Genomic DNA, 20,905 nt, shown 5'->3' on the forward strand with positions numbered 1-20,905 from the left:
CTCGCCGCCGAGGTCCCCGCCTCCGACGCGGCCGAGCGAGCACCCTCGCCGTCGCCGTCGCCGAGCGAGAGCACCGGCGACCCGGCTCTGGACGCCGAGGTCCCGGCGTCGGATGCGCCCGCGCGACCGTCGCCGGTCGCGCGGCCCGCGGCCGACGTCGCCCTGCCGGCCTCGCAGAACGGTCTCCGTTCCGCAGCGCCGGAGGTCGCCTCCTGGGACCCCGCGCCGTGGAGCTCCGCACGGTCCGGGGAACCGGGCCCCGACGACGCGGACACCGGGGAGCTGCCCACGGTGTCCGCCGACCCGGAGCCGGTGGCTCAGTCCGGCGACACCGGTTCCGCCGCAGGGAGCGCGGGTTCCTCCGATGCTGATCGCACGGACGCCGATCGCACCGACGACGACAGCAGCACCGCCCAGTAGCCCAGCAGGATCGCGCAGTAGAGCGAGCGGCCGATGTCGGCGCCGATCCCCTCGGGCGGCCAGTCCGCGTTCCAGGACACCGGGATGACGGCCAGCGCGAGCCCGGCCGCCGTGAGCGCGCCGAGCCCGAGCGGCACGAGCGCGAGCGCGCCGGGGAACAGCAGCATGAGGTAGTTGTGCCAGGCGATCGGGGAGAACAGCAGCCCGGCCGCGAGCACCGCCCACGGCGCGGTGCCGGCCGGGTCGACCCGGTGGCGGTTGCGGCCGACCCAGACGAGGGTGCCGACGAGCACGGCCAGCCCCGCCAGCATGCCGAACACGGCCGGCACGCCGAACCGCACGGCCAGCCCCGGCAACGAGGCGTTGTCGACCGTGTCCGGCACCGGCTCGGTGAAGGCGATCTTCAGCCACTCGATGGCGCTGGACGGCCCGGCGACGATCGCTCCCGCGAGCGTCGCGACCACTGCCGCGGCGATGCCGGCCCGCAACGGCACCCACCGGCGCTGGACGGCGAGCAGGAGCAGCACCGGCGCGAGCGACGGCTTGAGCGCCACCGTGACCCCGTACAGCACGGCGGCGAGCACCGGGCGCCCACGGCGCTCGGCGATCCAGCCCGCGACGAGGCCCGCGAGGAGCAGCGGGTAGATCTGCCCGAGCACGAGCGTGCCGTGCAGCGGGGAGGAGGCCAGCACCGCGAGGAGCGCCAGCACGGTGGCGGTGCGGGAGAGCCGCAGCTCCCGGGCCACGGCGAGCACCGAGGCCGCGACCAGCAGCAGCGTGAGGACCACGAACACCCGGTACGCCGAGAGCGCGTCCAGCCAGGCGAACGGGGCCAGCAGCACCGTCAGCAGCGGCGGGTTGAGGTTGGTCAGCTTCGCCGGTGTGTCGTAGATGTCGTCGCCCCCCACGAGGGCGACGGCGGAGTGCCAGAACGTGTCGAAGTCGACGTGCAGGTCGCGCATGTCGGTCCCCGGCAGCATCGTCACCAACGCGTCGGGGTGCCGCACGTGCAGCGCCACGGTGACCACGAGCGACGCCAGCACCAGCAGCCCGGACACCGCCCGGCGCACCGCCGGGGCGCGCCGGCCCGGCTCCGGAGGGGCCAGATCCAGCGCTCGGTTCAGCAAGGGCCGTCCGAACTTCAGGGACACGGTGCCTGACGCTATCCGGCCCGTACGTGTTCGGCCGAACCGCTCCCCCGCAACGGCCCGGCGCGCGATGATGTGCGGCGTGTCAGCCCGGCTCGCCGCCCTCGCCGCGGTCCTGATCCTCACGAGCGCGTGCAGCCAGGTCCTGCCCGGGACCGCGCGCCCGGCCGCCGCTCCCGCCCCGGCCACGGCGGCTGTCGCCGGCCAGTCCGATCCCGCCGGGCGGGTCGCGGATGCCACCGCATGGGCGCTGCAGGAGTTCTGGCGCGCCGAGCTCCCGGCCGCGTTCGGACAGGAGTGGCGCGACATCGGCACGTTCGCCCCCGTCGCCACGCGGGACCCCGCGGCCACGGCGCCGCCCTGCGTCAACCGGGCGGCCGACCTCGCCGATCAGGCCTTCTACTGCCCCTCCGCCGATGCCGTCGCCTGGGATGCCGACGGCCTGATCCCGGAGCTGCACGAACGGTTCGGGCCGGCGGGCGTCGCGGTGGTGATCGCGCACGAGGTGGGCCACGCCGTGCAGTCCCGGCTCGGCGTGGACGCGGAGCAGGGCCAAGACCCGCAGCGGTTCCCCACGATCCTGCTCGAGTCGATGGCCGACTGCTACGCGGGCGCCGCGCTGGCCGACTTCGCCGAGGAGCCCGTCGCCGGCATCCCGCTCGGACCGGAGGAGCGCGATCGGGCGATGCAGGCGCTCGTCGGGTTCCGCGACCCGCTCGGCGTCTCCGCGGGCGACGAGTCGGCGCACGGCAACGCGTTCGACCGGGTCTCCGCGTTCCAGGACGGCTGGACCGACGGCGCCACGCTCTGCGCGGACATGAGCGTGGACAACCGCACGTTCACGCAACGCCGGTTCGGCTCCGAGGCCGATCAGGCCCGGGGCGGCAACCTGCCGCTGCGCGAGCTGCTCGCGTTCGTCCAGCGCGACGCCGGCGAGTTCTTCGCCGGCCTGGCGCCCGGTTTCGACCCGCCGCCGCTCTCCACCGGCGGCGCCTGCCCCGTCCCCGAGCTGGCCCCGCAGGGGCCCGCGGCCTACTGCCGCGAGGACCGCGGTGTGGCGGTCGACGTCGCCGCACTCCAACGGCTCCACGACGACATCGGCGACTTCGCCGGCGCCACCGTCGTGGCCGGCCGGTACGGGCTCGCCATGCTCGACGCCACCGGGCGGTCCCCGGTCGGCCGGTCGGCCGGCGCCGCGGCCACCTGCCTCACGGGCGCCTACACCGGCCGGCTGTTCGGCTCCACCGACGGCTTCCACCTCTCCCCCGGCGACCTCGACGAGGCCGTCGAGGTGCTGCTCGCGGCCGACTGGGTCGCCCGCGACGCGGCGGGCGCATCCGACCCGGCCGAGCACGGGTTCGAGCGCGTCGCCCGGTTCCGCACGGGGCTGCTCGACGGCCCGGCCGCCTGCTGAGGCACCGGCCGGGCTTGACGCGGTGAACGGCAGCGGCGACGCTGTCGTCCGTGGATCTCCGGACGGCCGACCTGCTCCGGCGGCCGCTGTACGGGCAGTGCTACGACCGGGGCGACGCCGACTGGTAGCGGCGCTCCCGCGCTCGCCGTCCCGTCCCGTCCGTCCTCCCGAGAGGGTCCCCGTGTCCGCGTCCCCCGTGGCGGCGTTCGTCGCTGCCCTGCCCAAGGTCGAACTGCACCTGCACCTGGTCGGCTCCGCCTCGCTCGACACCGTGCTCGCGCTCGCCCGCCGCCACCCCGACGGCGGCGTCCCCACCGACCGCGAAGAGCTGCGCCGCTTCTACGCCTTCACCGACTTCCCGCACTTCCTGACCGTCTACCACCGCGCGAACCTGCTGGTCACCACCGGCGCCGACGTCGTCACGCTGCTCGAAGGGCTCGCGGCGGAGCTAGCGGCCCGCAACGCGCGCTACGCCGAGGTGCAGGTCACGCCGGTGCGCAACCGCATGGCCGGTATCGGCTACGCGGACCTCGCCGCGGCGCTCGCGGACGGCCGCGCGCTGGCGCGCGAACGGCACGGCGTGGAGCTGGGCTGGATCTTCGACGCCGATGCCACGCTCGGCCCGGCGGGGGCGGAGGAGACCGTCGACTTCGCGATCGGGCACCGGCCGGAGGGGACGGTCGGCATCGGCCTCGGCGGGCCCGAGGTGGGCGTTCGCCGGGCCGACTTCGCGCCGGCCTTCCGCCGCGCCGTCGCCGCCGGCCTGCACAGCGTGCCCCACGCCGGGGAGACCGTCGGTCCGGACGAGGTGTGGGCCGCGGTCAGGGAGCTCGGCGCGGAGCGGATCGGTCACGGGATCGGTGCCGCGGGCGACCCGCGCCTGGTGGAGCACCTCGCCGAGCACGGCATCGCACTCGAGGTGTGCCCGGTCTCGAACCTGCGCACCGGCGCGGTCCGGGACATCGCGGCACATCCGCTCCCGGCGCTCGTGGCCGCCGGGGTGCCGGTGACCCTCGCCACCGACGACCCCGGCATGTTCCACACCGACCTCGACGCCGAGTACCTGCTCTGCCACGAGGCCTTCGGCATGGGCGTCGCCGAGCTCGCGGACATCGCCCGCACCGGAGCCCGGGCCGCGTTCTGCTCCGCCGAGGTCCGCAACGAGCTGCTGTCCGACATCGACCAGGTGGAGGCTGCCCACGCATCCGGCGCTCAGGTCTAGAAGCACACTCGTGGTACTGCAGCGCTGTTCGTGATGGTGCCCGGCGCAGCGTCGCTGGTGGTGTGGGGTCCGCCGGCGCTGTCCAGGTCTGAGACCTGGTTCGGGCCTGCTCCGGTGGTGGGTGTGTTCCGCGGAACGCACAAACGATCATCGGCTGGGCCTGACCAGGGATTCGCCACCGGTGGGCGCGCCGTACCCGGCTCGTAGCGTGGGGCCCCCGTCTCGACCCGGTCCGGGGTGCGTTCCCTCCGGTTCGCCTCGTCCCTGCACCTTTGCGGGGTGGTCGGTTTGGCGTCACTACCGTCCCCCGGGCTCACCCGGGCGGCCGTCCCCGGCCTGCTGGCACGCCCGTCCGCGACGGGATCATGCGGCTGGGTGGGACTCGACCGGCGGTGGTGCCGTTCCCCCTGCGACCCCGATCGTGGTGTCGGCACCGAATGTCCGGCCGGCCGACAGCCGGCCTGGAGCGACCCGAGGATGGGGCTTGATCAGCGGATACGGGACCTGGCGTGCATGTGTGAGCGTGATGTCCCGATCCCGCCGATCACGGCCCGCTGGGTGTCGACCTCGGGGTTGTTCGTGGGGGACGCCCGGGCGTCTGGGGAGTGCAGGGTGGGCCGGCGGGACCACCGCAGGTCGAGTGGCCGCCAGCAGCGGCGGTCTCGTCGGGACTGGCGTGCCAGCCGGTCGGGGACGGCCGCCCCGGTGACCCCGGGGGACGGTAATGGTGCCAACCCGACCACCCCGCGGGGTGAGGTGTGGGCGGAGAACGGGAGTGGTCGCACCCGGGACCGGGTCGAAGGGGTGCGGCGGTCGGGCTACGAGCCGGGTACGGCGCGCCCACCGGCAGCCGATCCCGCGACGAGGCAGCCCCGACCCCGCGGCCGCGGTCACGTTCATGATCCGCGGTATCGGTTGTCCATGGCTGCGGCCACCGCCATGGACAACCGATATCCGCGATCTTCCCCGCCAAGATCCGAGGTATCGGGCGTCCATGGTCGTGTGGACAGCCATGGACACCCGAAACTTCGGATCATGCCCGCGCATCGACGGGCATCGGCCCTCCGCCGCGTGCGCAGGTCCCCGCCCAGCCGATCAGGTCCGCTCGGATAGCTGGCCGACGACCCGACGCCAACACAGTGGCCCGAACCAGCTACTACGGCCACCGACCAGCAACATGATCACGACCTACCGCTGGAGTGCTGGGCCATCAGAACAACGCGCGGGCCAAGGCCCGGCGGGCGCTGCTGACCCTCGGGTCGTCGACCGGGTACAGCTCGAACAGGCCCACCAGGTGCTCGCGCACGCGGTCGCGCTCCTCGCCCGCCGTGCGGGCGACCGTCGACACCAGGCGGTTGAACGCCGCCTCGGCACGGTCACCTGCCACCTCGGCATCGGCGGCGGCGAGCTGCGCGTCGACGTCGTCGGGCGCGGCGTCGGCGCGGGCCACGGCCGACGGGTCGGCCGACTCCGCCCGCGCGAGGAACCGCACCTGCGCCAGCGCGGCGGTCGCCTGCTCGTTGGCCGGCTCGGCCGCGAGGATCTGCTGGTAGGCAGCCTCGGCCGCGGCGTAGTCGCCGCGTTCGAGTGCGTCCTCGGCCGCGGTGAACCGCGGGTCCTCCGGCTCCTCGACGGGCTCTTCACCCGTGGCGCCCGCCTCGGCCTCTGCGATGGCCGGCATCCGCTCGCGCAACGCGTCGAGCAGGGCAGCGATCCACTGCTTGACCTGCGACTCGGGCAGCGCGCCGGTGAACGCGTCGACCGGCTGCCCACCGGCGACGGCCACCACCATCGGGATGGACTGGGCACCGAAGGCCTGCGCGATCCGCGGGTTCGCGTCGACGTCGACCTTGGCGAGAACCCATGCTCCGCCGCCGGCCTCGGCGAGCCGCTCGAGCACCGGCGAGAGCTGCTTGCAGGGCTCGCACCACTCGGCCCAGAGATCGACGACCACCGGGATCTGCAGGGAGCGCTCCAGCACGTCGGCCTGGAAGCTCTGCTCCGTGACGTCGACGACGAACTGGCTCGCGCCGTCGTCGCCGTCGGGCCGCGGGGCCGCCTTCTGGCGGGCTGCCGCCTCGGATCGGGCTTTCAACGCGGACAGGTCCACAGCACCGGCCATCGCGCGCGACAACGCGGCCGTCTGTGCCGCCTGACGAGGATCGGGTCGAGACACGCTGTTCATCCTGCCACCGGCCACGGGAACCGCGCGCAGCCACCGAACATCCGCCGAACGTGTCGAGCCGAACGGGAACTCGTCACGGCGGGTGATCACGGTGCGCGATCTCCTGATCGCGCTCCGCCACCGATCACCGGACCGGGCGAGCACCAGACCAGCGGGCCATTCGTTGAGCATGTGGGAGTGACCGAATGGTCGCTCTGAGTAGACATCCGCTCGGCCGCACCCCGCGGCTTCCCTCACTCGAAGGAACCTGCATGAGCACGGAGAACACCGTCGCCGACCGCCTGCTCGAGGACGCCCGCAAGAAGACCGCCAAGAGCGAGAGCCCCGTGCTGGGCAAGGTGGCCCTGATCGTGGGGGCGATCGCCCTGCTCGTCAGCCCGATCTCGATCATCGGCTGGATCGTCGGCGCCGTGGCCATCGGCCTCGGTGCCGCCGCCCTCCGCCGGCCCGCCGCCGCCAAGCAGGCGAAGATCGCGATGGCGCTCGGCGGCGCGGCGATCCTGGTCGGCGTCTTCTTCTTCACCCTGAACGTCGCCATGAGCTGACGTCACCCACGCGAGAGGGCCGCACGACGACCGTGCGGCCCTCTCGTCTTTCAGCCCTCCTCGAGGTGCGCCTCGACCCGTTCCACCTTCGAGCCGAGCTGACCGGTGTACCCGGGACGGATGTCGGCCTTGAGCACCAGGCTCACCCGCGGCGCGTGGGCCTGCACCGCCTCGACCGCCCGCTTGACCACGGCCATCCCCTCGTCCCACGTCTCCGCCTCGATCGTGGTGAACATCGAGGTGGTCTCGTTGGGCAGGCCCGACTCGCGGACCACGCGGACGGCGGCGGCGACCGCGGCACTCACACTGTCGCCGGGCGTGCCGGCAGGCGCGATGCTGAAGGCGAAGAGCATGGGCCCACACTGCCCCAGCCGGCCCGGCGACCGCGACCCGAGGAGCCCCCGTGATCAGCGTCAGCCGCCTCCGTCCGGACGACCGCGCCCGCTGGGAGGAGCTCTTCCGCGGCTACATCGCCTTCTACGAGCGGAGCATCCCCGACGGGGAGTACGAGCGGGCGTGGGAGGCGTTCCAGCTCGACACCCGCGTGCACGCGTTCGGGGCCCGCAGGCAGGACCTGCTCGTGGGCATCGCGCACTTCTTCCCGCACCCGCACACGAACGCGCGCGACGTCTGCTACCTGCAGGACCTGTTCACCGCGCCGGAGGCCCGCGGCCACGGCGTGGCCCGTGCACTGATCCAGGCCGTGCACGGCTGGGCGCGCGAGCGGGGCTGCAGCCAGCTGTACTGGCACACCCACGAGTCGAACGCCACCGCACGACGGCTCTACGACGGAGTGGCCGAGAACCGGGGCTTCATCCGCTACCAGATGTCGATCTGACCGCACGCACTCCCCGGCTCGTGACAGCAACACTGCTAACGTCGCGAGCCATGGCCAGTCGGCAGCCGCTGCCCTTCGACCCGATACTGCGCGCCGCCGAGCTGTGGGACGCGCGGATCGGCCCGGCCCGGACCATGGCGGCGGTGACCAGCGTGATGCGGGTGCAGCAGATCCTCCTCTCCGCCGTGGACGGCGCTCTGCGGCCCCACGGCCTGACCTTCGCCCGCTACGAGGCGCTCGTGCTGCTCACGTTCTCCCGGACCGGGCGCCTCCCCATGCGCGTGATGGGCGAGCGCCTGCAGCTGCACCCCACCAGCGTGACCAACATCGTCGACCGGCTGCAGGCCGACGGCCTCGTGCGCCGCATCCCGCACCCCACCGACCGGCGCGCCACCCTCGTCGAGATCTCCGATGCCGGCTCGTCGCTGCAGGAGGCGGCCACCAAGTCGGTGACGGCCATCGACTTCGGGCTCAGCGGCCTCACCCCCGACGAGGAGGCCCAGCTCACCACGCTGCTGGGCCGGGTGCGGCAAGCGGCGGGCGACTTCGAGGAGGGCGGCGACCAGCCGCGCTCCTGACCCGGGCACACCCACGGCTGCGGCCGACTCGCACACCAACCTCGGTGCTCGCACACCAACTGCAGTTGGTGTGCCGGCACCACGGTTCGTGTGTGGGCGGCCGCAGCCCGGCGACGGCACCCCCGTCGGACCGCGCCGGCCACGAAGCCGGCGGCCGCGGTCAGCTCCGCTCGGTGTCCTCCGCTCCCCCGCCGTTCGCGGGCGGCGGGTGCCCGGCACCGCCCGGCCAGGAGCGCATGGCCGACCCGCCCCGGGACCGGCGCTGCGCCCGGGCGCGCCGCCGCCCCGGCCCCGGACGGTTGCCGGCGCCGGCCGCCGTCCCCCCTCGCCTGCGTCGACGTCGCCTACCCACGCAGTAGCCACCGACCGCGCCGCCCGCCGAGCCGGCCAGCGCCCACACCGAGCACGTCGTGAGATCCACGTGACCCTCCACCTCGTCAGATGTTGCCGCCCTGTTGCGGCAACCCCGTTGACACTAGGTCGGATCCCCGACATCCTGGAATCGACGCCGGACCGATCTGGGGGATGCGGATGTGATGGGTCGACTGATGCTGCTGGCCACGGTGCTCGTGGCGATCGCCGTCACCGTGGCCACCACGGTGGCACTGCTGCTCGTCGAGCCCACCGCCCCGCGCTCCGAGGCCGTGCGCACGGGCGCGCTGAGCGGAGGCGCGGTCGTCGCGCTCTACGCCCTGTGGCTCAACGACCGCAGGCGCCGGGTCGAGGAGGACCGCCACCAGCTGGAGGGGGTCAAGGTCGCCGACGAACGCTTCGCGCGGTCCGTCGAGCTGCTCGGCAACGAGGCCGACCAGGTACGGGTCGGCGCGATGCACTCCCTCGTCTGGCTCGCCGGCTCCACCCCGCGCTACAAGCAGACGGTGCTCGAGATCCTGTGCGCCTACCTGCGCCGGCCGTACGAGCATCCCGACCTGCCCGACGAGAGGGGCACTGCGAGCGATACGGCGAGCGCCCCCGAGGCCGACCGGGAACGGGACGTGCGGCTCACCGCGCAGCGGCTGATCGCCGACCTGCTCCCGTGGGGCGAGGATCCGGACGAACGCCTCTACCACCTCGACCTCTCGGGAGCATGCCTGGAACACCTCCGACTGGAAGGCAGGCGGATCGGGCGGCTCACGGCGCGCCGTGCCCGGTTCCACGGCACCACCCGGCTGGGGCAGCTGGAGGCGGCCAAGCCCGTGCTGTTCACCGACGCGTCGTTCCTGGGGCGCCTCGACCTGCGGAACGCGCGGCTCGACGGCGGCGTCTCCTTCCAGCACACCCGCTTCCACGGCGAGGTGGCGTTCGACCACGCCGCCGTGTCCACGTTCCTCGACCTCAGCACCACCGCGCCCGCGGCTCGGACGGGCACGCTCGCCCTCGGCCCGCAGACCCGCATCGACGGCGCGGTCGAGGGTTGGGCGCTCGCAGCGCCATGACCGGACGCGTCGGGGCGGGCGGGCTACGGGCAGCGCGGGCGGCTCGCGGTTGGTCGCAGTCCCAGGCCGCGCGCGAGTTGGCCGCGCTCGCCGGGTCGAGCGGCGCCCCGGTGGCGGGCGCCGCCAGCCTCAAGACGCTGCTGTCCCGATGGGAGAACGGCCACTCCGTGCCCGAGCCGCAGTACCGGGCCCTCCTCGGCGAGCTCTACGACCGGACGCCCGTCGAGCTCGGCATCGCGGGCCCGCCCGCCGATCCCGACGCGGCCGGAGCGCCGGCCCGGCTCCGGGCCGCCCTCGCCGCGGCCGGCGCCGTCGACGGGGCGGCGCTGGATCTGTGGCGCGAGCAGCTCGACGTCGCCACCCGCCTCGACGACGAGCTGGGCACCACGGGCGCGGGAGAGGTGGTCCGGGCCCTGGTCGAGCGCCTCGACCACACCGTCCAGCACATGATCGACCCGTCCCGGCGCACAGCGGTCGCCACCGTGCTCGCCGCGGCGGCGATCCTCGCGGGCACCCAGGAGCTCGATCGCGGCCGGCCCGACCTCGCCTGGCACCGCTACCTCCGAGCCCGCACCGCAGCCGCCGAGGCGGGGCAACCCGGGCTGCTCGCCGACGCGTACGCCGGTCAGGCCGCCGTGCTGGTCGACGCGGGCGAGCCCGCCGCCGCGGAGCTGCTGCTCCAGGCGGCCGAGGCCGAGCTGCCCCACCCCGCGCGTGCCCTGCTCGCGGGAGCGCGGGCCGCCGCCGCGGCCGCGCTGGGCGACGCCGCAGGCGCGCGCCGCGCGATCGCCGTGGCCGACATCGCGGCGCCCACGGTTCCGGTCGAGCTCGGCGACCTGCACCGCTGGCACGGGCACGCGCTCACCGTCCTCCACGACCCGGCGGCGGCCGAGCCGCTGCGCCGCGCACTCGCCGCCGCACCCCGCTCGGTTCGCCACCGGGCGGCGGTCCACGCCGACCTCGCCCTCACCCTGGCCGTCGAGCACCCCCGGGATTCCGCCGACCACGCGCGCGCCGCGCGCGAGCTCGCCGAACGCATCGGCTCGGCCCGCACCGAGGCCCGCCTGGCCGCCCTCCGCCCGCCGGCACGACACCCCCCGACCCGGGCTTGATCAGGTGGGACCGCGCTCCTTCCGGTCCCCGCCGAGCCGGGCGGTCAACGCGTCGGCGGCTCCGTACGGGTCGAGCTCGCCCCTCAGCACCCGCTCGGCGAGCTGCCGAAGCCCGACGGTGCCACGGAGGTCGCCGATCCGGCTGCGGTGCTGCTCGAGCGCGATGGCCTCGATCTCGGCCTCCGCCCGGGCCCGCCGGCGACGAGCGCGCTCCCCGCTGCGATCGAGCCACTCCCGGTGGGCGTCGAGCGCGGCCACCAGGTCGTCCACGCCCTCGGCGCGGGTGGCCACGGTGCGCACCACCGGCCGGCGCCACCCGTCCTCGTCGCCCTGCTCCCCCAACGCGAGCATTTGCCGCAGGTCGCGCACGGTCTGCCGGGCGCCGTCCCGGTCGGCCTTGTTCACCGCGAACACGTCGGCGATCTCGAGGATGCCGGCCTTCGCGGCCTGCACGCCGTCGCCCATCCCGGGCGCGAGGAGCACCACGGTGGTGTCGGCGAGGCCGACGACCTCCACCTCGGACTGGCCTACACCCACCGTCTCGACGACCACCACGTCGCACCCGGCCGCGTCGAGCACCCGCAGCGCCTGCGGGGTGGACCAGGCGAGCCCGCCGAGGTGGCCGCGGGTGGCCATCGACCGGATGAAGACGCTGTCGTCCGTGGCGTGTTCGCCCATCCGCACCCGGTCGCCGAGCAGGGCGCCGCCGGAGAACGGCGAGGACGGGTCGACGGCGAGCACGCCCACCTTGCGACCTTGTTTCCGCAGGAGGCCGATCAGCGCCGATGTGGTGGTCGACTTGCCGACACCGGGCGGCCCGGTGACGCCCAGGACGTGCGCGCGTCCGGTGTGCGGGCCGAGCGCGGCGGCCACCTCCCGCAGGGCGGCCTCGGCGCCGTCCTCGACGAGCGAGATCAGCCGCGCGACGGCCAACTGCTGGCCGCCCCGGGCGCGCTCGACCAGCTCGGGGACCCCGGCTCGCCGTCCCACGCGGCTCCGCTCAGCTCGCCGCCGGCACCCGGATGATCAGCGCGTCGCCCTGGCCACCCCCGCCGCAGAGCGCGGCGGCGCCCACACCGCCGCCCCGGCGGCCGAGCTCCATGGCGAGGTGCAGCGCGATCCGGGCGCCGGACATGCCGATCGGGTGGCCGAGCGCGATGGCGCCGCCGTTGACGTTGACCTTGTCCGGGTCGATGCCCAGCTTCTTCGTGGACACCAGGCCCACGGCGGCGAACGCCTCGTTGATCTCCACGAGGTCGAGGTCGGTGGGCGCGATGCCCGCCTTCTCGCACGCCGCCGTGATCGCGTTGGCCGGCTGCTCGTGCAGGCTCGCGTCCGGCCCGGCCACCACCCCGTGCGCGCCGATCTCGGCGATCCAGGGCACGCCCAGCTCCTCGGCCTTCGCGCGGCTCATCACAACGACGGCGGCGGCGCCGTCGGAGATCTGCGAGGACGAGCCCGCGGTGATCGTGCCGTCGGAGGAGAACGCCGGGCGCAGCTTGGCGAGGCTCTCGCCGGTGGTGTCGCCGCGCACACCCTCGTCGGTGGAGACGACGAGCGGGTCGCCCTTGCGCTGGGGCACGCTGACGGGCGCGATCTCGGCGTCGAACGTGCCGTCGACGGCGGCCTTCGCGGCGAGCTGGTGCGACCGCGCGGCGAAGGCGTCCTGGTCCTCGCGCGTGACGCCGTAGCGGGCGTTGAACTTCTCGGTGGAGGCGCCCATCGGCAGCTGGTCGAACGCGCAGAACAGCCCGTCGTGGGCCATGTGGTCGAGCATCGTGACGTCGCCGAACTTGAAGCCGGCACGCGACTTGGGCAGCAGGTGCGGGGCCTGCGTCATCGACTCCTGCCCGCCGGCCACCACGATGTCGAACTCGCCCGCTCGGATGAGCTGGTCGGCCAGCGCGATCGCGTCGAGCCCGGAGAGGCAGACCTTGTTGATCGTGAGCGCGGGGACGTCCATCGGGATGCCGGCGCCGGACGCCGCCTGCCGGGCGGGGATCTGGCCGGCCCCGGCCGTGAGGACCTGACCCATGATCACGTACTGGACCCGGTCGGGCGCCACACCGGCGCGCTCCAGCGCGGCCTTGATGGCGACGGAACCCAGCTGGGCGCCGCTGAAGTCCTTCAACGCACCCGACATCCTGCCCATCGGTGTGCGGGCCCCGGCGACGATCACGGATCCGGACACGGCTGACCTCCATCGGCTGCGCTGGCGGGCGCCTCGGACGATACCCGCGGGTAGCGTCCTCCGCGGTCGTGAGAACTCGCACAGCTGCCGGTGGTGAGCTGCGGCGGTTACATTCCGGAAATGGGAGAACACACGGTCCTCGCGGTCGACCACGTCGGCATCGCGGTGGCGGACCTCGATGCGGCGATCGAGTGGTATGCCTCCACCTTCGGACTGGTGACGACGCACACGGAGACCAACGAGGAGCAGGGCGTCCGCGAGGCGATGCTGTCCGCCCCGGGCGACGGGGGCGCGGCCGTCCAGCTCCTCGCCCCGCTGCGGGCCGACTCGGCGATCGCGAAGTTCCTCGACCGCAGCGGCCCGGGGATCCAGCAGCTGGCCTACCGCGTGGCCGACGTCGACGCGAGCTGCGCGGCGCTGCGGGAGAAGGGGCTGCGCCTGCTCTACGACGAGCCGCGCCGTGGCACTGCGGGCTCGCGCATCAACTTCGTCCACCCGAAGGACACCGGCGGTGTGCTCGTCGAGCTGGTGGAGCCGGCGGGCGCTCGACACTGACGTGGGCGCCGTCACGCGGCGGGATCATGCAGGTCACGGTTACCCTACCGACCGGTAACCGCCGCGACTCGAGCCAACGGAGGCCAGCCGTGCAGGAGATCCGCGACGCAATCCTCGCTGAGCAGTACGACGCCCTCGCCGGGCTGGACGTGCCCGACCACTACCGGGGTGTCACGGTGCACGCCGACGAGGCGGAGATGTTCGCCAGCATCCCCACGCGGGAGAAGGACCCGCGCAAGAGCCTGCACCTCGACGAGGTGGCCACGCCCGAGCTGGGGCCGGGTGAGGCGATCGTGGCCGTGATGGCGAGCGCCATCAACTACAACACGGTGTGGACCTCGATCTTCGAGCCGCTGTCGACGTTCGGCTTCCTGCGCCGCTACGGGCGCGTGTCGGAGCTGACCAAGCGGCACGACCTGCCCTACCACGTGGTCGGCTCGGACCTCGCCGGTGTCGTCCTGCGCACCGGCGCCGGCGTCACCCGCTGGAAGCCGGGTGACCGCGTGGTGGCGCACTGCCTGTCCGTCGAGCTGGAGAGCCCGGACGGGCACGACGACACGATGCTCGACCCGGAGCAGCGCATCTGGGGCTTCGAGACCAACTTCGGCGGGCTCGCCCAGCTCGCGCTCGTGAAGTCCAACCAGCTCATGCCCAAGCCGGCCCACCTGTCCTGGGAGGAGGCGGCGTGCCCCGGCCTGGTCAACTCCACCGCCTACCGCCAGCTCGTCTCCCGGCACGGCGCGGACATGAAGCAGGGCGACACCGTGCTGGTCTGGGGCGCGTCGGGCGGGCTCGGCTCCTACGCCACGCAGTACGCCCTGAACGGGGGCGCGATCCCGATCTGCGTGGTGTCGTCGCCGCAGAAGGCCGAGATCTGCCGCCGCATGGGCGCGGAGCTGATCATCGATCGCAACGCGGAGGACTACCGGTTCTGGAAGGACGAGCACACGCAGGACCCGCAGGAGTGGAAGCGCCTCGGTGCGCGCATCCGGGAGCTCACCGGCGGTGACGACCCGGACATCGTCTTCGAGCACCCGGGACGGGAGACCTTCGGCGCGAGCGTCTACGTCACGCGCAAGGGCGGCACGATCGTGACCTGCGCCTCGACGTCCGGTTACGAGCACAGCTACGACAACCGCTACCTCTGGATGAACCTCAAGCGGATCGTCGGGTCGCACTTCGCCAACTACCGGGAGTCGTTCGAGGCGAACCGGTTGATCGACAAGGGTTTGATCCACCCGACGCTCTCGAAGGTCTACCCGCTCGCCGAGACCGGTCAGGCCGCCCTCGACGTGCACACCAACAGCCATCAGGGGAAGGTCGGCGTTCTCGCGCTCGCCCCCCAGGAGGGGCTCGGTGTCACCGATCCGGACAAACGTGCCCGTCATCTGGACGCGATAAACCGCTTCCGTGGAGTCTGATCAACTCCGGACCACCCACAGGGGTGAGGCTGTTCACCCGGTCAACCCGCAGCCAACCACCCTCTGCGGCCCGCCCGGTACGGTGACGGCATGGCCGGGAACCCCTCACCGCCCCCGTCCGATGCCGGCTTCGAGGTCGTCCGAAGGGGCTACGACCAGGGTCAGGTCGACGCGCACCTGCGCCGACTGGACGCCGAAGTGAGCATTCTCGTCACCGATCGGGACGCTGCTCTCGCGCAGGCCGTGCAGCTGGCGAGGGAACTGGACGAGTCACGGGTGCGGGCGGAGAAGCTGCGGGCGCAGGTCCGCACGCTGGCGAGCCCGAGCCAGAGCCCGCAGGGCACCACGGAGCGGATCCGCTCGATGTTGCGCCTCGCGGAGGACGAGGTCGCCGACATGCTCGCCCGTGCCGAGACGGAGGCGAACCGGCGCACCACGGAGGCCGAGGCGCAGGCCGCGCAGACCCTCGCCGCCGCGCAGGCCGACGCCGACGCCATCCGCGAGGAGGGCCGCACCGACGCCGAGAAGGTTCAGCAGGAGATCGACGAGGAGCGCGAGGCCTTCTCCCTGGAGCGCGCCGCCGCCCTGGAACGACTGGCGGCCGAGCGCACCTCCACCGAGGCCGATCTGGCCGCCCGGATCGAGCGGGCCACGGAGGAACGGGACCGGGCATGGGCGGAGTCGGAGGCCGGTCGCACGCGGGTGGAGGAGGACTTCACCATCGCCATGGACCAGCGGCGGGCCGAGTCGCTCTCCGCGCTCGCGGCCACGCACACGGCGGCGATCCGCGACGCCGAGACGCTGCGCGAGTCCGCCGCCGCCCAGGCCCGTGAGGTGATCGCCCGCGCCGAGGAGCAGGCCCGCGAGCAGATCACGGAGGCCCAGCGCCGGGTCGACGACCTGGTCACGGCCCGCGCCCGCATGGCCGATCAGCTGGGACGCACGCGCGCGATGCTCGACGAGACGCTCGGCTCCCTCGCCCTGCCGCCGGAACAGCTCATCCCGGCCGCGCGGCCCGCGAGCGACGGGCGGGGTTCGCCCGACTCGGACGGGGCAGAGACCGTCGCGGGGGCGGAGGCGGCCGACGGGGCCGAGCAGGCGGCCGAGCCGCCTGCGGCCGGTGGCGCCGCCGACGACGACGAGGGCGGCCAGCCGGGCGACGGCGCGAGCACGACCGCGGTCCGCCACACCTCTCGCCGACGCCGCCGCTCCAGGGCCGGATCCAGCCACCGCTGACACCGCGGCTCGCGGAAGGCCTTCATGCGGCCGGCGCGGCGCTCCCCTGCGTCCGCCAGGTCGGGGACGTCTGCACGCTCGTCAGCCGCCATCCCTCGTCCGTGCGGCGGGCGGAGAACCGGTACACCTCGCCCATCATGAGCACCGGCCGCCCGTCGATGCGGTCGGCGAAGGTCACGAGCGCGTTCGCGCGGACGGCGGCTGTGTGCTCGCCGAGCTCGACGAGTACGCCACCGATGAGGTGCTGCGTCGCCTTGTCGGGGGTGTGGTTGCGCGCAGCCTGTGCGACGAGGGCGTCGCGGCCCTCCGCGGTGCCGCCGGGTGTTCGGGCGGTCGCGTCGACGGTGAAGAGGGACCCCATGTCGTCGAACCGGGCGTCGTCCAGGCACGCCGCGAGGCGCTGCACGAGGTCCTCGATGTCCCGCAGGTCGTCCATCCGACCCTCCATTCCGTTGGTGTCACCAACGATAGCGGAACGTTGGTGTCCCCAACGGATTGAGTAGGGTGCCCGCGTGGACGTCCGAACGGCCCCGGCCCGGCTTCGCTCGATGCCCAGCTGGTTGCTGAACCAGGTCACGCTGCCCGCACGTCGGATCGTCAGCGAGGCGCTCGGTGACGTCAGCGCGCGGCGCCCGCACTACTCGGTCCTGTCCGCCCTGGAGGAGTTCGGCCCGGCCAGCCAGGCGGCGCTCGGCCGCCGGTGCGGGATCGACCGCAGCGACATGGTGGCGCTCGTCAACGAGCTCGCCTCGGCCGGCCGGCTGGAGCGCACGCCCGACCCGGACGACCGCCGCCGCAACGTCGTCGCGATCACCGACGCGGGCCGCCAGTTCCTCTCGGAGCTCGACCGGCTGCTGCGGCACGCGCAGGACGAGCTGCTCGCCCCGCTGTCGTCACCCGAGCGGGCCGAACTGGCCCGGCTCCTCGATGCGGTGCTCGCCCACCATTCCGGCGGGGACCGCTAGCCGGGCCGCCGCCGGCCACGCGCCGCCCAGCAGGCCGCGTGCCAGTGCCGACGGTCGGCCACCGACCCCAGCTCGTCCGCGGGCCAGGCCACGACGTGGCCGGTGCCCGCGCGGATCAGCTGCTGGCAGCCGGGGCAGCGGTAGTCCTTCCCGGCCGCCGAGCCCGGCACGCTGCGCACCACCCAGTCCCCGTCGGGGGCGGACTCGCGGCGCACGGCGGCCGCCGACCGCAGCGGCACGTGCTCCGGTCGGCGGCGACGGTGGCGGTTGGAACGAGCCACTAGCGACCGTTGTAGTCCCGGAACCCGTGACCCGTCTTGCGCCCCAGCCTGCCGGCCGTCACGAGGTGTTCCAGGAGCGGCGCCGGCGCGAACCCGGAGAGCCGGAACTCCTGGTAGAGCGTGCGCTCGATGGCCAGCGACACGTCGAGGCCCACCACGTCGAGCAGCTCGAACGGCCCCATCGGCAGGGCACAGCCGGTCTTCATCGCCGCGTCGATGTCGTCGGCCGTGGCGTAGTGCGCCTCGAGCATCTTCACCGCGTCGTTGAGGTACGGGAAGAGCAGCGCGTTGACGATGAACCCGGCCCGGTCCACGCACGAGACGGGGACCTTGCCCAGCCGCTCGCACAGCGCGATGCCGGTGGCCGTGACGTCGGCGCCGGTGGTGATCGTCGAGACGACCTCCACGAGCTTCATGACCGGCGCCGGGTTGAAGAAGTGCAGGCCGAGCACGTCCTGCTGCCTGGCGGTGGCGGCCGCGCACTCGACGACCGGCAGCGACGACGTCGTGGTGGCGAGGATCGCGCCCGGCTTGCAGATCTCGTCCAGCGCGGCGAAGACGGCGCGCTTGACGTCGAGCTCCTCGGCGACGGCCTCGACCACCAGGTCGACGTCGGCGAGGTCCTCCAGCCGGGTGGTCGTGGTGATCCGGGCCAGCGTGGCGTCCCGTTCGGGCTCCTCGAGCTTGCCCCGCACCACGGCCTTGTCCAGCGACTTGCGGATGCCCGCGAGCGCGCCGTCGACCTTGGACCCGCTGCGCCCGCGCACCACCACGTCGAACCCGGCCTTCGCGAAGACCTCGACGATGCCCGAGGCCATCGTGCCCGTGCCGACCACGCCGACGCGCTGCACGTCGCGCACGGCCGCGTCGGCCGGGACCGCCGAGGCGGGGGTGAGCGCGTCCGGGACGACCTCGGAGCTGTGCGGCTTGGCGTAGGTGTAGAAGCCGCGCCCGGTCTTGCGGCCGAGCAGGCCGGCCGTGGTCATCTGCTTCAGGACCGGCGCGGGCGCGTGCAGCGGGTTGCGCGACTGCCGGTACATCGTGTCGAGGATCTCGTAGGACGTGTCCAGCCCGATGAGGTCGAGCAGCGCCAGCGGGCCCATCGGGTAGCCGCAGCCGTGGCGCATGGCGGCGTCGAGGTCCTCACGGGTGGCGTAGCGGGACTCGTACATCCGCGCGGCGTGGTTGAGGTAGCCGAAGAGCAGGGCGTTGGCGATGAACCCGGCCCGGTCGCCGATGACGACGGGCACCTTGTCCAGCGACGCGGCGAACGCGCGCGCGTCGTCGATGACGTCCGGCTCCGTGACGACCGTGCGGACGAGCTCCACGAGCTTCTGCACCGGCGCCGGGTTGAAGAAGTGCATCCCGACGACCTTGCCGGGCCGGCCGGTGCGCACGGCCAGCTCCGTGACCGACAGCGAGGACGTGTTGGACGCGAGGATCACGTCGGGCCGGCACACCCGGTCGAGCTCGCCGAGGACCTGCGCCTTCAGGTCCAGGTGCTCGGGCACCGCCTCGACCACGAAGTCGGCGTCCGCGAGGTCGGCGAGCGACGTGGTGCTGGTGATGCGCCCCAGCAGCTCGTCGGCGGCCTCCTGGGTGAGCTTGCCGCGTCCGACCGCGCGCGCGGTGGACGTCTCGAGGTGCACCCGGCCGCGTTCCACGGCCTCGGCGTCGACCTCGGCGGCAAGCACCCGTAGCCCGTTGCGGGCGAACACCTCGACGATGCCCGCCCCCATCGTGCCCAGGCCGACGACTCCGACCGTCCGGAACTCGCGCACGCTTTGGCCTCCCGCTTCCCCGAGGGACGATTCGCCGCGATCCTCCCATCCGGGGAGCGGTCACGGGGTGTGAGAGCTACCTCCCGTGGCGTACCCGCACGAGCCCGACCAGCGCCTTCATGGTGCGCGCACCCCGGGAGAAGCTGGTGACGGGCACGGGCAGCGGGAAGCGCTGGCTCGCGACCGCCTGCGGGCGGGCGAACTCGCGCAGCCCGTCCTCGCCGTGGATGCGCCCGAACCCCGAGTCGCCCACTCCCCCGAAGGGGAGGCCCGGGATGCCGGCGAACGAGATCACCCCGTTGACGGCGACCATCCCGCAGCGCAGGCGCCCGGCGATCTCCTCGCCGCGGGCCCGGGAGAACACGGCGGCGCCGAGGCCGTACGCGGTGGCGTTGGCGCGGCGCACCGCCTCGTCGACGTCCGGGACGCGGTTGACCACCAGCAGCGGCCCGAACGTCTCCTGGGTGACCGCGCAGCTGTCCTCCGGGACGTCGACGATCACGACCGGCTCCACGAACGGCGGCTGCACCGACTCCGCGCCGCCGACGACCGCGCGCCCGCCGCGCGCCAGCGCGTCCTCGACATGGCGGCGCACGACGTCGATCTGCGCCGGCATCGTCATCGGCCCGTAGGCGCCACCGGACCCGGCCCGCAGCCCGCGGGACCTCGCCACGACCTTCGCCGTGAACTCCTCGGCCACCGCGTCGAGCACGTAGACCCGCTCCACGCCTGCGCACGTCTGGCCCGCGTTCGACATGCCACCCCACACGGCGGCGTCGGCCGCGGCGTCGAGGTCCGCGTCGGCGTCGACGATCATCGGGTCCTTGCCGCCGCACTCGACGAGCACCGGGGTCAGGTTCTCCGCGCAGGCGGCCATCACGCGCTTGCCGGTGGCCGTCGAGCCGGTGAAGGCGATCTTCCCGATGCCGGGGGCGCGGCAGAGCGCGGCGCCCGTCTCGCCGAAACCGGTGACGACCTGCAGCACCGGCCGGCCGTCCACGATCTCGGCGAACGTGTCGGCGAGCGCCATGCCGACACCCGGGGTGAGCTCGCTGGGCTTGAACACCACGGCGTTGCCGGCGGCCAGCGCGTAGGCGATCGAACCCATCGGCGTGAAGACCGGGTAGTTCCACGGCCCGATCACGCCGATCACGCCGTACGGCCGGTAGGTGACGCTCGCCGCCTGGTTGCTCATCAGCAGGCCGGGCGCGACCTTGCGGCGGCCGAGCACCTTCTCCGCGTGCTTGGTGGCCCAGTCGAGGTGGTCGATCGCCAGGATGAGCTCGAGGCGCGCGTCGTCGAGCGGTTTGCCGGTCTCCTCGACCACGACGGCGGCCAGGTCGTCGAGCTTGTTCACGAGCGCCGCCCGCCAGGCCGCGAGGAGCTGCCTGCGCTCGACGTCGCCGATCCCGTCCCACCACTCCGCGGCCGACGCCCCCCGGGCCACCGCGGCGCGCACCGCGGCCTCGTCGTGCACCGGGTGCGTGCCGACGACGTCGCCGGTGCGCGGGTCGAGGGACTCGAAGGTCGCCGGCGCTTCGGTGGCGGTCATTACCCAAGGGTAGGGCGTCGGCGGC

21 protein-coding genes are annotated in these 20,905 nt (G+C 73.8%); 11 read left to right on the forward strand and 10 right to left on the reverse strand.

Features of this window, described 5'->3' with window-relative positions; all coding sequences use genetic code 11:
* Positions 1-317: 317 nt before the first annotated feature.
* A complete protein-coding gene (locus ACU436_RS08430) occupies positions 318-1,571 on the reverse strand; it encodes a glycosyltransferase family 87 protein (RefSeq protein WP_459023333.1) in 1,254 nt (417 codons plus the stop codon).
* A gap of 79 nt (positions 1,572-1,650) precedes the next feature.
* On the opposite strand from ACU436_RS08430, the gene ACU436_RS08435 reads away from it, so the two are divergent.
* Together ACU436_RS08435 and add are read left to right on the forward strand one after the other, a co-directional pair.
* Positions 1,651-2,982 (forward strand): neutral zinc metallopeptidase, encoded by a 1,332-nt coding sequence (locus ACU436_RS08435; RefSeq protein ID WP_459023335.1) that lies wholly within the window; start codon positions 1,651-1,653, stop codon positions 2,980-2,982.
* A 181-nt stretch (positions 2,983-3,163) separates the two neighbouring features.
* Positions 3,164-4,204 carry an adenosine deaminase gene (add, locus tag ACU436_RS08440; protein ID WP_459023336.1) on the forward strand — a complete coding sequence of 347 codons (1,041 nt, stop codon included), beginning with the start codon at positions 3,164-3,166 and terminating at the stop codon, positions 4,202-4,204.
* Between the two features lie 1,210 nt (positions 4,205-5,414).
* On the opposite strand, the gene ACU436_RS08445 is transcribed toward add, so the two are convergent.
* Positions 5,415-6,326, reverse strand: a complete 912-nt coding sequence (locus tag ACU436_RS08445) for a tetratricopeptide repeat protein (RefSeq protein WP_459024298.1) — start codon at positions 6,324-6,326, stop codon at positions 5,415-5,417.
* A gap of 314 nt (positions 6,327-6,640) precedes the next feature.
* On the opposite strand from ACU436_RS08445, the gene ACU436_RS08450 reads away from it, so the two are divergent.
* Entirely contained in the window at positions 6,641-6,934 is a 294-nt protein-coding gene (locus tag ACU436_RS08450; RefSeq protein WP_459023337.1) for a hypothetical protein, read from the forward strand.
* A 50-nt stretch (positions 6,935-6,984) separates the two neighbouring features.
* Here ACU436_RS08450 and ACU436_RS08455 read toward each other — a convergent pair whose 3' ends face one another.
* On the reverse strand, positions 6,985-7,287 hold the full coding sequence (locus ACU436_RS08455) for an MTH1187 family thiamine-binding protein (RefSeq protein WP_459023338.1): 303 nt from the start codon (positions 7,285-7,287) through the stop codon (positions 6,985-6,987).
* Between the two features lie 50 nt (positions 7,288-7,337).
* Here ACU436_RS08455 and ACU436_RS08460 point away from each other — a divergent pair, with 50 nt between their 5' ends.
* Complete coding sequence (locus tag ACU436_RS08460; RefSeq protein ID WP_459023339.1) at positions 7,338-7,772, forward strand: GNAT family N-acetyltransferase; 435 nt, start codon at positions 7,338-7,340, stop codon at positions 7,770-7,772.
* Positions 7,773-7,822: 50 nt separating this feature from the next.
* Entirely contained in the window at positions 7,823-8,350 is a 528-nt protein-coding gene (locus tag ACU436_RS08465) for a MarR family winged helix-turn-helix transcriptional regulator (protein WP_459023341.1), read from the forward strand.
* A gap of 160 nt (positions 8,351-8,510) precedes the next feature.
* Here ACU436_RS08465 and ACU436_RS08470 read toward each other — a convergent pair whose 3' ends face one another.
* Positions 8,511-8,771, reverse strand: a complete 261-nt coding sequence (locus ACU436_RS08470; protein WP_459023343.1) for a hypothetical protein — start codon at positions 8,769-8,771, stop codon at positions 8,511-8,513.
* A gap of 115 nt (positions 8,772-8,886) precedes the next feature.
* Here ACU436_RS08470 and ACU436_RS08475 point away from each other — a divergent pair, with 115 nt between their 5' ends.
* Together ACU436_RS08475 and ACU436_RS08480 are read left to right on the forward strand one after the other, a co-directional pair.
* Positions 8,887-9,786 (forward strand): pentapeptide repeat-containing protein, encoded by a 900-nt coding sequence (locus tag ACU436_RS08475; protein ID WP_459024300.1) that lies wholly within the window; start codon positions 8,887-8,889, stop codon positions 9,784-9,786.
* The gene (locus ACU436_RS08480; protein ID WP_459023344.1) at positions 9,783-10,898 is read left to right on the forward strand and encodes a hypothetical protein; all 1,116 of its coding nucleotides are present in this window, start codon (positions 9,783-9,785) and stop codon (positions 10,896-10,898) included. Before ACU436_RS08475 ends, ACU436_RS08480 begins: the two co-directional genes overlap by 4 nt.
* On the opposite strand, the gene meaB is transcribed toward ACU436_RS08480, so the two are convergent.
* Together meaB and ACU436_RS08490 are read right to left on the reverse strand one after the other, a co-directional pair.
* Positions 10,899-11,888, reverse strand: coding sequence for a methylmalonyl Co-A mutase-associated GTPase MeaB (gene meaB, locus ACU436_RS08485; RefSeq protein WP_459023346.1), 990 nt, complete (start codon positions 11,886-11,888; stop codon positions 10,899-10,901).
* A gap of 10 nt (positions 11,889-11,898) precedes the next feature.
* Positions 11,899-13,089 carry an acetyl-CoA C-acetyltransferase gene (locus ACU436_RS08490; protein WP_459023348.1) on the reverse strand — a complete coding sequence of 397 codons (1,191 nt, stop codon included), beginning with the start codon at positions 13,087-13,089 and terminating at the stop codon, positions 11,899-11,901.
* A gap of 120 nt (positions 13,090-13,209) precedes the next feature.
* Here ACU436_RS08490 and mce point away from each other — a divergent pair, with 120 nt between their 5' ends.
* The 3 genes from mce to ACU436_RS08505 all read left to right on the forward strand — a co-directional run bounded on the left by mce (position 13,210) and on the right by ACU436_RS08505 (position 16,301).
* Positions 13,210-13,644, forward strand: a complete 435-nt coding sequence (mce, locus tag ACU436_RS08495; RefSeq protein ID WP_459023350.1) for a methylmalonyl-CoA epimerase — start codon at positions 13,210-13,212, stop codon at positions 13,642-13,644.
* An 89-nt stretch (positions 13,645-13,733) separates the two neighbouring features.
* Positions 13,734-15,065 (forward strand): crotonyl-CoA carboxylase/reductase, encoded by a 1,332-nt coding sequence (ccrA, locus tag ACU436_RS08500; RefSeq protein ID WP_459023351.1) that lies wholly within the window; start codon positions 13,734-13,736, stop codon positions 15,063-15,065.
* A gap of 90 nt (positions 15,066-15,155) precedes the next feature.
* On the forward strand, positions 15,156-16,301 hold the full coding sequence (locus tag ACU436_RS08505) for a hypothetical protein (protein WP_459023353.1): 1,146 nt from the start codon (positions 15,156-15,158) through the stop codon (positions 16,299-16,301).
* 22 nt (positions 16,302-16,323) lie between these two features.
* Here the strand turns inward: ACU436_RS08505 and ACU436_RS08510 are convergent, their stop codons facing one another.
* Positions 16,324-16,737: a nuclear transport factor 2 family protein gene (locus tag ACU436_RS08510; protein WP_459023355.1), complete on the reverse strand. Its 414-nt coding sequence runs from the start codon at positions 16,735-16,737 to the stop codon at positions 16,324-16,326.
* A gap of 76 nt (positions 16,738-16,813) precedes the next feature.
* Between ACU436_RS08510 and ACU436_RS08515 the strand changes: the two genes are divergently transcribed.
* Positions 16,814-17,266: a MarR family winged helix-turn-helix transcriptional regulator gene (locus tag ACU436_RS08515; protein ID WP_459023357.1), complete on the forward strand. Its 453-nt coding sequence runs from the start codon at positions 16,814-16,816 to the stop codon at positions 17,264-17,266.
* On the opposite strand, the gene ACU436_RS08520 is transcribed toward ACU436_RS08515, so the two are convergent.
* The 3 genes from ACU436_RS08520 to ACU436_RS08530 all read right to left on the reverse strand — a co-directional run bounded on the left by ACU436_RS08520 (position 17,263) and on the right by ACU436_RS08530 (position 20,880).
* Entirely contained in the window at positions 17,263-17,547 is a 285-nt protein-coding gene (locus ACU436_RS08520) for a hypothetical protein (RefSeq protein WP_459023358.1), read from the reverse strand. The two genes, ACU436_RS08515 and ACU436_RS08520, sit on opposite strands and share 4 nt — an antisense overlap.
* Positions 17,547-19,328 carry a 3-hydroxyacyl-CoA dehydrogenase family protein gene (locus ACU436_RS08525; protein WP_459023359.1) on the reverse strand — a complete coding sequence of 594 codons (1,782 nt, stop codon included), beginning with the start codon at positions 19,326-19,328 and terminating at the stop codon, positions 17,547-17,549. Before ACU436_RS08525 ends, ACU436_RS08520 begins: the two co-directional genes overlap by 1 nt.
* Positions 19,329-19,404: 76 nt before the next feature.
* Positions 19,405-20,880: an aldehyde dehydrogenase family protein gene (locus ACU436_RS08530; protein ID WP_459023361.1), complete on the reverse strand. Its 1,476-nt coding sequence runs from the start codon at positions 20,878-20,880 to the stop codon at positions 19,405-19,407.
* Positions 20,881-20,905 lie beyond the last annotated feature (25 nt).

This window comes from Pseudonocardia wallangbongensis (assembly GCF_054486945.1).